We start from the raw sequence: 13,287 nt of genomic DNA, 5'->3' as shown, positions 1-13,287 counted from the left end.
CTACTTTTTCAACTAGGAAGGTAAAAAATGGAATGGGCTATTTACAAAAAGAATACAGGCAGTTTTGTAATAGCAGTCGCAATTATGACTGGTGTTGGCATAATCTCATATCTTAGTTTGCTTCAGTATAGAGAAAACGCTCAACGGGTAACACATACACGCGAGGTGCTTGAAAAGACAAAAGAAGTAATGTCAGAGATCAAAGATGCAGAGACTGGACAACGGGGCTATCTTCTCACGGGCAAAAAACGGTATCTAGAACCGTATCGCACTGCAACTGGCGAGATTGCTGAGAAACTTCAGGCTCTGCGCCAATTGACTGTGGATAACCTTAATCAACAGCAGCGGCTTGATCGCCTTGAACCCCTGATAGCCAAAAAACTGGTTTTGATTGAACAGACGATTAACGCTAGGAGCAAAAATTTAGAATCCGCGCTGCAAATAGTTCAGACAGATCAAGGTCAGCAGATTATGGAAGACATCCGAATCCTGACTACAGCTATGGAGAATGAAGAAAGTAAGTTGTTGAAACAGCGATCAATGAAGGCGAACGCCAGCGCTCATCAAACAACTTTGCTGACTGTTTTTGGCAGCATTATCGCTTCTGTTATCGTTGGTTTCGCAGCCACGATCACCAATCAGGAACTCGTCAAACGCAAGCGGATGGAAAATTCTTTGCAAAAGGCTCGTGATGAATTAGAAATAGAGGTTAGCAAACGGACTGCTGAACTAAGAAGCGCTAACGAAGAATTGCAAACTGAAATTAATGAGCGCAAAAAGGCGGAGTCAGAGATTCTGCGTCTGAACGTCCAGCTTGAGCAGCGAGTTGCAGAACGCACAGCACAACTCGAAGCCACTAACAAAGAGATGGAAGCATTTAGTTATTCTGTGTCTCACGACCTGCGGGCCCCTTTGCGGAGCATTGACGGCTTTAGTCAAGCACTACTAGAGGATTATGCTGACAAGCTAGACGCACTAGGTCAAAACTACCTCCAACGAGTGCGTGCAGCCACCCAGCGGATGGCACAACTAATTGACGATTTACTGAATCTGTCACGATTAACGCGTAGTGAGATGCGTTACGAAAAGGTCGATCTCAGCGCATTAGTGGAGGCGATCGCTACAGACTTGCACAAAACCCAACCAGAACGCCAAGTAGAGTTTATCATTACGCCGGGATTGGTTGCTAATGGTGATGCTCATCTGTTACGGATCGTGCTAGAAAACCTGCTGGGTAATGCCTGGAAGTTTACAGGAAAGCATCAAAAAGCCCGAATAGAATTTGGGCTTTTGCAGCAAGATGACACCCATGTGTATTTTGTCCGTGATGATGGCACAGGCTTCGACATGGCCTATATTGACAAACTCTTCGGTGCTTTTCAACGCCTGCACGCCATGACTGAGTTTGAAGGCACTGGCATCGGATTAGCTACTGTGCAAAGGATTGTTCACCGTCATGGTGGTCGTGTCTGGGCCGAGAGCGTAGTGGAGCAAGGCGCAACATTTTACTTCACCCTTTAACTATAGGAATACAACATGATTTTACTTGTAGAAGACAATCCTGACGATGAAGCGCTAACCCTACGCGCACTCAAGAAAAACAATATTCTCAACGAGGTAGTAATAGCACGGGATGGGGTGGAAGCTCTAGATTATCTCTTTGGTAAAGGTGTGTACGCCGATCGCGACATGAGCGTTATGCCGAATCTCATCCTTCTAGATTTGAAGTTGCCTAAAATGGATGGTTTGGAAGTTTTGCGACACCTGCGAACCGACGACAGGACAAAAATTCTTCCCGTCGTTATTCTCACCTCCTCCAAGGAGGAGCAAGACTTAATCAATGGTTACAGCTTGGGAGCCAACAGCTATGTTCGCAAACCAGTAGACTTTTCCCAATTCAGTGAAGCAGTGCGACAACTAGGATTGTACTGGTTTGTCTTAAACGAATCACCGCCGAGGATATAGCTTATACCAATCCTCCAAAATCAGGTTACAGACGCAAGGCTGACTTTCTTAATTACGAATTACGAATTACATGGGTATACCACTGCGCGTATTACTTGTTGAGGATTCAGAAGACGACGCTTTGCTGCTGCTGCGTGAACTACAACGTGGTGACTATGAAGTTACCTTTGAACGGATTGATACACCCACAGCCATGAAAGCTGCGATCGCAGAGCAAACATGGGATATCGTTATCTGCGATTATTTTATGCCCACCTTTAGCGCTCCTGCTGCATTGAAACAGGTTAAGGAAAGTGGACTTGACCTGCCATTCATTATCGTCTCAGGAACTATTGGTGAAGATACCGCAGTCGCCGCCATGAAAGCTGGTGCCCATGACTACATTATTAAAGGCAATTTAGCGCGACTAACCCCTGCTGTTGCCCGCGAGTTGCGCGAGGCACTAGTGAGGCGGGAGCGTAAACAAGCAGAGGAGCAGATTAAAGCATCGCTTCAAGAAAAAGAGGTGCTATTGAAAGAAATTCATCACCGGGTAAAAAATAATTTGCAGATTATTTCTAGTCTGCTCAACCTGCAAGCAGAGTATCTCAAGGACAATCAAGCCCTTGAGGTATTCAAAGATAGCCAGAACCGGATTGAATCAATGGCTCTGATCCACGAGAAACTATATCAGTCTCAAGACTTGGCAAGAATTAATTTTGCCGACTATATTCAAGATTTAGTAACTAATTTATTTTATTCATACAACGTTAATTCCAGCGCTATTACTTTGAAAATGAATGTTGAGGAGGTTTTTCTAGCCATTGATGCAGCTATTCCTTGCGGCTTAATTATCAATGAACTTATTTCAAATTCCTTAAAATATGCCTTTCCCCAAACAGAGGGGGGAGAAATTTCTATAGACTTTTGCTTCGATGAAGTCAACTTCTATACACTTACCATCAGTGATAATGGTGTCGGTTTTGCCCAAGATTTTGACTTTCAAAATACAGAATCATTAGGTCTACGATTAGTAAAAGGTCTAACACATCAGCTACAAGGCAATATCGATTTTAGCAGCAATAACGGAGTAAAGTATAAAATTATATTTCCAACTAAAAATTTATAAATTTATAATTTTAATAAAAACATGAACCCAGTAAATATATTAGTTGTTGAAGATGAATTCATCGTGGCAATGGATATACAAAATCGGCTAAGAAAATTTGGATACACTGTTCTGGGGCTTGCCGATTCTGGAGAAGAAGCAATTAAAAAAGCAGCAGATGATTCTCTAGATTTAGTTTTAATGGATATTCACCTTAAAGGAAATATGGACGGTGTGGAGGCCGCTCAAATAATTCATAATGTTTTTAATATTCCAGTCATATATCTGACTGCTAATGCAGATGAATCAACATTGAATAGAGCAAAGGTAACAGAGCCGTTTGGCTACATTCTCAAGCCCTTCAAAGAAAAAGAATTAAAGTTTACGATTGAAATTACTCTTTCTAAACATCGGACGGAAAAAAAATTAAAACAGAATGAACAATGGCTGACTACTGTACTTAAAAGTATTGGAGATGCTGTGATTACTAGCGACGAATCTGGAACTGTGACTTTTATGAATCCAATTGCCGAGGTACTGACGGGTTGGAATTATGCAGATGCGTTTGGTAAAGAAGCAGCAGAAGTATTCAATATTGCTCATGAAAAAACTCGTATAATAATTGAAAGTCCTGTAACGCAAGTCCTTCAGTCTGGCGTTACTGTCGCTTTACCAGAACAGACGATACTAATTGCTAAAAACGGTACAGAAATACCAATTGATGATAGTGTTGCACCGATTAAAGATGACAACGGTAACATCACGGGTGCAGTTTTGGTCTTTCAGGATATCACCGAGCGCAACCAAATTCTGGGGGCATTAGAGCGTCGCCAGCAAGAATTCAAAGCACTAGTTGAAAATGCACCTGATATTATTTCCAGATTTAACCCTCAATTGCGCTACGTTTACGTTAATCCAGCTATTGAAAACATTACGGGAATATCAGCCGAAACATTTATCGGCAAAACAAACGCAGAGTTAAATCTGCCGGAAGAATTTTGCCGGATATGCGATCGCAAGCTCCAGCAAGTTTTTCAAACGAAAGAAGAAATGGAGTTTGAATGCAGTTTAGCGATCGCCCAGCAAACCAGACATTACCATACCCGTCTTGTGCCTGAATTGGCTAGTGATGGCGAAGTATATTTTGTTTTGAGTATCGCTCGCAACATTACTGCTCTCAAATTTGCAGAGGCGCAATTAATTCATGATGCCTTTCACGATCTACTAACCGGTCTGCCAAACCGCGCCTTATTTATGGAACGGCTAGAGCGCGCGCTCATGCAGGTAAAACGACGTGCGAACTATACATTCGCTGTTCTCTTTCTAGACCTAGATCGCTTCAAAGTTGTCAACGACAGTCTCGGTCATACAATTGGCGATCAACTACTAACTGCCCTTGCTCGCAGATTGGAGAATTGCCTGCGCTCTGGAGACACAGTTGCCCGTTTAGGGGGAGATGAGTTTACAATTTTGCTTGACGATCTCAACAACATCAACGATGTCACAAACATAGTCGAGCGGATACACGAAGCTTTGACATCTGCATTCCAACTCAGTGGGTACGAGGTATTTACCACCGTCAGCATTGGCATTGCCCTGAGCAAGGGTAGTTACAACCGACCAGAGGAACTCTTGCGCGATGCTGACATTGCAATGTATCGCGCTAAAGCATTGGGTAAGGCACGCCATGAGATATTTGACTCAACCATGTACACCCAAGTAACGAAGCTATTAGAGTTAGAGATGGATCTACGACGGGCAGTTGAACGCCAGGAGTTTCAGGTTTACTACCAGCCAATTGTTTTATTAGAAACTTACAAAATTATTGGCTTCGAGGCTCTTGTTCGCTGGCAGCACCCGCAACACGGATTAGTTTCTCCAGACAACTTTATTCCCCTGGCAGAAGAAACTGGGCTGATTATCCCTATTGGTTATTGGGTACTAGGCGAGGCTTGTCGTCAGATGCGTGCATGGCAAGTACAATTTCCTACTGACCCACCCTTGACAATCAGTGTAAATCTTTCCACTAAACAGTTTTCACAACCTGGGTTGATTGAGCAAATTAACCAAATTATCCAAGAGACTGGTTTGTCAGCTAGCAGTTTAAAGCTGGAGATTACCGAAAGTGTACTTATGGAAAATATTCAATTAGCAACTTTTATGCTTTTGCAACTGCAACAGATGAATATCCAATTACACTTAGATGATTTTGGCATCGGCTATTCATCCTTGAGTTACCTGCACCGATTTCCCAGTAATGCCTTGAAGATAGATCGTTCCTTTATTAATAAGATTGGTGCTAATGGAGAAAACTTAGAGATTGTTCAAGCGATCGTCACCTTAGCACAGAGTCTAAATATAGATGTAATAGCAGAGGGCGTAGAAACCCTAGAGCAACTGACACAACTTAGAGCCATGAAATGCAAATATGCACAGGGATATTTTTTCTCCCAACCCCTTGATCGCAAGTCGGTAGAAACATTAATTGTATCTGGCATTGAACCCAGATATTAATCAGTCTTTAGCTTCGTGTAACTAACCCGACAAAAGCCCGATATTGCAACCAATTCAGAACCGCTATAGTTAATTTGTGTTCTTTACCAAATTCTTGGAGGCGCAGCTAAACTTACCCTCAAAAAGCATCAAGCTTTAAGAAAGCTGCGAAGACTAATGACTGATGACTTTTTCAATCACAAAAAGCTACTTTTTGACCTATGGGCATCAAGTTACGATTGGTTCTTTCCTTCAGTGTTTTATCGAGCCGTTCACCAACGGTTGCTGGAGTACGTCGATTTACCAGAGCCAGCAAATGTACTTGATATCGGCTGTGGTACTGGACGCTTGCTTGAGCGCCTTACTACTCAGTTTCCCGATCTCCGAGCTACCGGATTGGATTTATCTGCTAATATGTTGCGGGTAGCAAGACAGAGCAACCGCCACCGTCCACGCTTAATTTATATTCAGGGCAAAGCTGAGTCTCTTCCCTTTGCTGATGGTCAATTTGATGCCGTTTTCAGTACTATCAGTTTCTTGCACTATTTGGAACCTAAACAGGTAGTTAGTGAGGTAGCACGGATACTTTCTCCTGATGGACGCTTGTATTTGGTTGACATTACTTCTAAAAAAGAGACAGAACCTCAATTTTTGCCAGTCTCTCCCCGTGGAATTAGACTCTACAGCCCTAATCAACGTCAACTTCTTGGCTCCTCTGCTGGGCTATTGTGTTTGAATCACCATTATTTACTAGGGCCTGTCTTACTAACGATTTTTGCTAAACCTCCAAGTTGAAATAGGGAATGGGGAGAGTAAAGGGCTGGAAACATCTTGTATCAAGCTTTGTTCTGCATATGTGAAATTACGAATTACCTAGCTTGCTTTTCGCTGGAGGCGAGTATTACGAATTAGTCTGACCTTGATATTCCATAAACACCACAGGAACTTTGAGCAGCCTTTTAGCTAACTGCGAGAATCTAAATTTATCCTTGAGCGTAGATAAACCTATTGTCTTAGGAAATTGTGGCAAGTCTTCAAAAGATATTGGCACAAAGTCAAAGCGATTGTAAAACTGCACTAGCCGTTGACCTAAGCATTCCAGATAAAGTGGTTGGGTTGCCGTATTAATTAAATGTTGCGTTAGTAAACTACCCAAACCGCGACCTCTCCAAGCTGATGCAACAACCAAGCTACCAAGTTCTTGTGCCCCTGAGAAATTACGTAGCTGTCCACAAGCTATCAAATTCTCATTGTATTCAATTACCCAAAATTGCTGCCATTTTAATTGGGTTGGATCGAGTTTCGCCGAAAATACCAGCAATCGAATCGACCACTGATCCCTAGAGGTTGCCTTACGAAGGACACATCCAGATGGTAACGATAGATTGCTCTGGTTCATTAATTACACTTTGATAGTTTGTATTACAATCATCACACTATACTATTCATTCAGATCTAGTCAGATCGTTTGCCATTTTCTGTCAACTATCAATAAAGCAATTTTAAAAGCGTCTTGGACATAAAACCCATTCCGAGTTCTCCCTTAACGACAGCAAGGGTTCTCAGGTTAACAAATTCTATATTTATGGATTTTTATCAGCATATATGAGTAGTACTAAACGATACTTACGATAGAGGGACGAATCAGCTATAACTATATTCTGGATAGATACACTCACACCCCTAATTTTTTAAGATAATTCTAAGAATAAATGATTAGGAATTTGTAGTCATGGCTGAAGAACAAAAAGAAAAATCTAATAATCAAGAAGCTACACCTACCGCTTCTGGCGGCTACCAAACCCCTGTTGAAGAAGGTATCCGCAAAACTGGTGATGCTGAAAAGAGTGATGCTAAACCAACTGCTACTCCAGAAGCACCAGGAGATGATGCTGTAGCAGGTAGCCCTAGTCAAGGAACTGAGTCACGTTAATTGGTTTAAACTTTCCTAAGTTTTAATCATCTTGTCAGGTTTTTGTAATCACCCTAATACAGTTAAGTATCGAGTGGATATATAGTGTAACAGCTACAATTATCCACTTATTTTTTGTGTGATGAGTTACATTACCTCTAAGTGTCTTAGGGTTGCTTACCACAGGGATCGCAGTCAAAAACACCGATGCATCCAGCAGTATAAAGCCTTGCGAAGCAGTGGGATGAATATATGATTGATAAAATAAAGCAGATGCAGCAGTTTATTCAAGACTTGCTAGTATTACTCTTGTGTAGAGGCTCGCGGTCAAGAATTTGTGGTGTCGTTGACTGTAATATAGCACTGAGTCTACTCTAAGTAATTTATATATAGCGATCGCTCAGAATAATGCTCTGAATATCTTGAGCGAATTTTTGAAGTTTTCCAACGTCTTCATACTCGTCGAGAACAGTATGGTGGTCGCATCTGGGCTGAGTCGGAACCAGGCTGGGCCTAGAAACAGTATTTTATCTTACCTTCAACGCAAATTAAGGTATCTTTAAATATATATCTAATAACTATCTAATAACCGCTTATTAACCTTCTAGTAAGCGTAAAAAATAGGAAATCAGGTGATTATCTAACAAATTGATATAACCCTGTATTATGGAAAAGCTCACAATTCACATTCTATTAGTAGAAGATAGTGCAAGTGATGCTTATCTGCTACACCGGATATTTTTAAATTCAGATCGAGAACAATGGCAGATGTTACATGTTGAACGGTTATCTGAGGCAATAGAAGCTAGCAGGGAAAACTCTGCGTCCACCCTTAATAATTCTCAGATAGAGAGTCGAAAGCAACGCAGATTCGACCTAGTTTTGTTAGATCTCAGCCTTCCAGACTCTATTGGACTAGACACATTGAAAGAATTTAAGGCAGCAGTACCTGATATCCCAGTTGTGGTATTAACAAGTGTTGATGATGAAGATTTAGCACTACAAGCATTAGCAGAAGGAGCGCAAGACTATCTAGTTAAAGATAAAATGACTATACAAAGGTTAGTGCGTGCCATTCGCTATGCCATTGAAAGAAGCGAAATTCTTAACCAACTACGCGAGAGTGAAGAACGCACCCGTCAAGCACTAGCAAAGGAACAGGAACTCAACGAGTTAAAGTCAAACTTTGTAGCAATGGTTTCTCACGAGTTCCGCACACCTATGACTACGATTCGGACGGCTGTAGATATCCTTGAATACAACAGCAGTAGACTAAATGATGTCCGAAGAACTAAATATTTTGATCGAATACAAAATGCTATCAACCAGATGCTTAATCTCTTAGATGAAATATTGTTCTTAAGTAAAACGGAAGCAGCTAAACTCGAATACAAACCTACACTTTTAAATTTAAAAAATTTCTGTATCGAACTCACAAATATTCTTCAACTAAATGCAGGTAGTAAGCACAGCATTATCTTTACTTTTCAAGGTGAATCGACCCAAGCCCAAATGGATGAAGACCTACTAAATTGTATCTTAACCAATTTGATTTCCAATGCCATCAAATATTCCCCTGAAAATGACACTGTTTGGTTTAATTTGATTTGCAAAGATCGCCTCGCAATTTTCCAGATCAGAGATCGGGGAATGGGCATTCCTCTCAAAGATCAAACTCATCTATTTCAAACCTTCTATCGCGCCAGTAATGTGGGTGTAATTCAAGGAACAGGACTAGGACTCACTATAGTTAAAAAATGTGTGGAGCTACATGGTGGTCATATTCAATTAGAAAGTGAACAGGGTGTTGGCACAACAGTAATTGTCACTCTGCCACTACAATGATTAGGTAAATAAATTATATTAATTGGGCATTCTCTCTTGCTTATTTTGGTGCTTGGGGATTTGGCGTTGGACAAGTTTTATTAGCAAAATCACACTGATAAATATAGGGTTCTTGCCAATCGCTGGATGTAAAAGACCAAGAAAATCTGTTATTTGCATACAACATCTTTCAATGAATCATTGAATTCATCACAAAGGATAGTTTAAAGCATCGTACCATTACTTAAAATAATTTCAGATAAGAATTTGTTTAATATTTATTTTTGTTGTTTTTAGCTGATTTTAATCAAAAAATATTTGAATATCTTATAAAAGATGACTCTAAGAAATATTTCTATATTTTTTTTGATATCTAGAAATATTTTTTAATATAAAGTTACACAAATAGGTAGTCGAAAAGAATGATTTTCAGATAGGAACAATAAAGCCTCTTTTCTACAAGATGCGAATTCATATACATGAATTGTCCATACTTACAGCGTCTAGTTTTAGCTAAGTCCTAATTTTTTCCAAAAATATATTACTATGTGGATTTTCTATTTTCCAGAGTAAGTAATTATTGTCACCATAGACAACAAATGTTTTACAATTATAATTTGTTTCTATTTGTTTGCGCCAGCTATCTGAAGGATTTAGTAAAAAAATATCAGTGAAACCATCAGGAATATTGGGGATAAAACGGTCTTTTACTAATTGAAACTGCACTTTTGGCTGTACAAGATAACTGAGAGAAAAGACATTACCATAATTAATTCCAGAATCATTGCTAATCAAAAGTGGATGAGTAGCCTGATTGATAATTTTTGCAACTTGTGGATTACCATAGCTAATGACCTTACTCCACCAAGTTTCAGCCTGAGAACTCACTCCATAAGAAACTAGCCCACAAATAATCACTATTCCCATGATTATTTGCCAGATTCTCCGGCGTGCAAAACTTTTATTGTGTAGCTGCGTAGCTAGTAGGTAAGTAACAGCTAGTTGAATTCCTAAATAAGAAATCAATAAATAACGTTTGGCAAGTGAGCGTATACCCCCAAAAAGTAAATCTGGTAGCATTAAAGGTAATGCAGGAATCATAATCAGTGTGACAATAAATAACCAAACTTTATAGTTAGTTGTTCGACAAATAAAATAAATAGAATATCCAATAAGAACTAAAAAAATGGGCGTAATTACATAGCTAAACGGGTTTTCAAAGCCAAAGTCTAAATCAAAAAAAATCTGATTTAACTGTAAAAGCCAAGATTTAATTAAAATGTCTAGGGATAAATGTCTCTTTGTCCATGCTGTTGAACTCTCTACTTGCAAAAAGTTAACTATCAGAACCAATATCCAAGGTGTAAAAGCTAAAAATCCTGCTAAAGATGCTAATAGATAAGCTTTGACTGTTCTAGTAAACCTAAATTTTGCGGTGGAAATTACATAAATGCCATGAGCGACTACGACAAATCCACTGAACAAAAATGTATAGAGACTAAGTACCAAAGTGACTGCATACATTCCCCAATTTAATATGCGTAGTACTCGCTCTTTTGATTCCAACCGTAATGCTCGTAGCAATGAAGCACTGCATAGTAATACAGTCACTATCCAGAGAATATATTCTCGTGCTTCTTGGGCGTATACTAAGTGAATAGGGGAGATTGCCATGAGTGCGATCGCAACTTCCGATACCCATGCCAACGCTTTAAATAATTCTCGACACAGCCAATAAATACTGGGAAAAATCAACAAGCTGATGCATGCTGATAAACTTCTAATTACTGTCACCGAATTGCCAAAGATTCCTACCCAAAGCCGAACGAGTATATAATACAGTGGTGGATGCTGTGAATCGTCTACTTCCAAAGATATAATTGTGTCACCTAAGCCTTTCTCCATATTGGGACTTTGGAATTTGGCAAAACTTTCCTTATTAATTATGCGACCATTAAATATTTGCTGCCTGACTTCATTTGCCGTATAACCAGAAATCCGCAATGAAGTGAAAGTCTCATCGTGCCAGTAAACTTTGCGATCAAGGTTAAAAAAACGAAAAAATATACCCACCATTAACAAAACTACAATGAGAAACCGCAACCTATTTGGAGCAAGTTGGAGATGCTGCATAACTAAATTTAACAATAACTTGTACAACAATTATCTACTTTAACAAAACAACTTTTTTGCTCAAGTGGGAAAAGCGGGTTTAGTAGGATGTTGTGTAGGAACCCTGCAAGCAGGCTGATCTGTACAACAAGAAACTTTTCAAAAGTTGGCAGCTATAAAAAAATTGTTTGCCCAGTTGATAGCTCGGCAGATAATTTATTATTAGGTCAAATATTACGTCGGCGCAAATTACGAGTTTTAGCTAACTTCCAAATTGAATAATAGTTATCACTATAAACAATATTTGTCTTGAATTTATACTTTTTTTCTATTATTTTGCCCCAAGTGTCTGAAGGATTAAGTAAAAATACATCAGTAAATACATCAGGAATTTTAGGAATTTTTTGATTGTTTAGCAACAGAAATCGCACTTTTGGTTCCAAAATATAGCTTAAAGAAAAGACATCACCATAATTATTGCCCAAAGCATCACTAATCAAAAGCGGACGATTACTCTGATTAATGATTTGGGCAACTTGGGGATTGCCAGAATTCATATCCTTATTCCACCAAGTTTCTGCCTGAGAACTCACCTTAGAAGAAATTAAACCACAAATAATCACTAATGCCATGATTATGTGCCAAAAGTTACGGCGTAATACCCTCCCATTATATAGTTGCGTAGCTAGTAGATAAGCAACAGCAATTTGAATTCCTAAATAAGATGGGATTAAATATGCTTCGATAGACGATCGTATACTCCCAGCAATTAAATCTGGCAGTATTAGGGGTAATGCTGGTATTACAATTAATGTGATGATAAAAGACCAAACTTTATAGTTAGTTGTTCGACAAAGAAAATAAATTGAATATCCTACCAAAGTTAAAAAAGCTAGTGCAATTAAATAGCTTAGAGGATTTTCTGAACTAAGGTTTATATCAAAAAAAATCCGGCTTAACTGCATTAAAAAAGGAAATACAGGTATTAAATATGACTGAGTTTTTGCTGTATCTGCTGAAATTAAAAATTGAAAAAAGTCACCAATTACAACTGTTATCCAAGGCATGAAAGCTAAAAAACCGACTAGTGATGCTAGCAGATAAGTTCTCACAGTTTCAGTAAATTGAAATTTGGCAGTTATTATTACATAAATTCCGTGAGCAACTGCTACAAATGCACTCCAAATAAATGTATAAAGACTAATGGCTAAAGTTACTGCATAAATGCTCCAGATAGCGAACAAATCTGGTTTTTGTTTTTCTTTTGCTAGCTCATCTTCTCGCCGTATGGCTTGCAGCAGAGACGCACTGGATAGTAAAACGGTGACTAACCAAAGAATATATTCTTGTGCTTCTTGGGCGTATACTAAGTGAATAGGGGAGATTGCCATGAGTGCGATCGCAACACCAGGAACCGATAATGGCACATTAAATAATTCTCGACATAGCCAATAAATACAAGGGAAAACCAGCAAACTAATGCAGGCTGATAAACTTCTAATCGCCGTCACCGAATTCCCAAAGATTTCCATCCACAATCTGGCTATTATATAATATAACGGTGGATGGTGAGAATCTTGTTTTGCCAAAGACATAATTGTGTCATTTAAGCTTTTTTCTGAATTTGCACCTTGAAACTGGGCAAAAGTTTCTTTGCCAATCACACGATTATTAAAAAGTTGCTGTTTAGCTTCATTAATTGTGTAACCAGAAATTCGCAATAAGGTATAAGTTTCATCGTGCCAGAAAACTTTACCATTAAGATTAGAAAAGCGAAACAATATACCCATCGTCAATAAGAAGATAGTTAAAAATCGCAACCAACTCGGAGTAAATTTGAGATGGCGCATAAGTAGGTTTCCTAAAAAGTTTTCTCAAATCATCTAATTAAGTG

10 protein-coding genes are annotated in these 13,287 nt (G+C 39.1%); 7 read left to right on the top strand and 3 right to left on the bottom strand.

The window, feature by feature from the left end; genetic code table 11:
• Nucleotides 1-27: 27 nt before the first annotated feature.
• The 5 genes from V7K56_RS04015 (at nucleotide 28) to V7K56_RS03995 (ending at nucleotide 6,340) form a co-directional block, all read left to right on the top strand.
• A complete protein-coding gene (locus tag V7K56_RS04015) occupies nucleotides 28-1,521 on the top strand; it encodes a sensor histidine kinase (RefSeq protein ID WP_334907828.1) in 1,494 nt (497 codons plus the stop codon).
• A gap of 15 nt (nucleotides 1,522-1,536) precedes the next feature.
• The gene (locus V7K56_RS04010; protein ID WP_334907826.1) at nucleotides 1,537-1,965 is read left to right on the top strand and encodes a response regulator; all 429 of its coding nucleotides are present in this window, start codon (nucleotides 1,537-1,539) and stop codon (nucleotides 1,963-1,965) included.
• A 70-nt stretch (nucleotides 1,966-2,035) separates the two neighbouring features.
• A complete protein-coding gene (locus tag V7K56_RS04005; RefSeq protein WP_334907824.1) occupies nucleotides 2,036-3,073 on the top strand; it encodes a sensor histidine kinase in 1,038 nt (345 codons plus the stop codon).
• Nucleotides 3,074-3,094: 21 nt separating this feature from the next.
• Nucleotides 3,095-5,566: a two-component system response regulator gene (locus V7K56_RS04000; protein WP_334907822.1), complete on the top strand. Its 2,472-nt coding sequence runs from the start codon at nucleotides 3,095-3,097 to the stop codon at nucleotides 5,564-5,566.
• Nucleotides 5,567-5,722: 156 nt separating this feature from the next.
• Entirely contained in the window at nucleotides 5,723-6,340 is a 618-nt protein-coding gene (locus tag V7K56_RS03995; RefSeq protein WP_334907820.1) for a class I SAM-dependent methyltransferase, read from the top strand.
• Nucleotides 6,341-6,446: 106 nt separating this feature from the next.
• On the opposite strand, the gene V7K56_RS03990 is transcribed toward V7K56_RS03995, so the two are convergent.
• Nucleotides 6,447-6,944 (bottom strand): GNAT family N-acetyltransferase, encoded by a 498-nt coding sequence (locus V7K56_RS03990; RefSeq protein WP_334907819.1) that lies wholly within the window; start codon nucleotides 6,942-6,944, stop codon nucleotides 6,447-6,449.
• Between the two features lie 333 nt (nucleotides 6,945-7,277).
• Between V7K56_RS03990 and V7K56_RS03985 the strand changes: the two genes are divergently transcribed.
• Together V7K56_RS03985 and V7K56_RS03980 are read left to right on the top strand one after the other, a co-directional pair.
• Nucleotides 7,278-7,478, top strand: coding sequence for a hypothetical protein (locus V7K56_RS03985; protein WP_334907817.1), 201 nt, complete (start codon nucleotides 7,278-7,280; stop codon nucleotides 7,476-7,478).
• Between the two features lie 645 nt (nucleotides 7,479-8,123).
• Nucleotides 8,124-9,302 carry a hybrid sensor histidine kinase/response regulator gene (locus tag V7K56_RS03980; protein ID WP_334907815.1) on the top strand — a complete coding sequence of 393 codons (1,179 nt, stop codon included), beginning with the start codon at nucleotides 8,124-8,126 and terminating at the stop codon, nucleotides 9,300-9,302.
• Nucleotides 9,303-9,794: 492 nt separating this feature from the next.
• Here V7K56_RS03980 and V7K56_RS03975 read toward each other — a convergent pair whose 3' ends face one another.
• Both V7K56_RS03975 and V7K56_RS03970 read right to left on the bottom strand, forming a co-directional pair.
• Nucleotides 9,795-11,414, bottom strand: a complete 1,620-nt coding sequence (locus V7K56_RS03975) for a glycosyltransferase family 39 protein (RefSeq protein WP_334907813.1) — start codon at nucleotides 11,412-11,414, stop codon at nucleotides 9,795-9,797.
• 206 nt (nucleotides 11,415-11,620) lie between these two features.
• Entirely contained in the window at nucleotides 11,621-13,243 is a 1,623-nt protein-coding gene (locus tag V7K56_RS03970; RefSeq protein ID WP_334907811.1) for a glycosyltransferase family 39 protein, read from the bottom strand.
• Nucleotides 13,244-13,287: the final 44 nt, after the last annotated feature.

Origin of the sequence: Nostoc sp. (assembly GCF_036917535.1) — a bacterium.
In the GTDB taxonomy this organism is placed as follows: domain Bacteria; phylum Cyanobacteriota; class Cyanobacteriia; order Cyanobacteriales; family Nostocaceae; genus Nostoc.
Note: the sequence above shows the minus strand (reverse complement) of the source record. Positions and strands in the feature narration are given on the sequence as shown.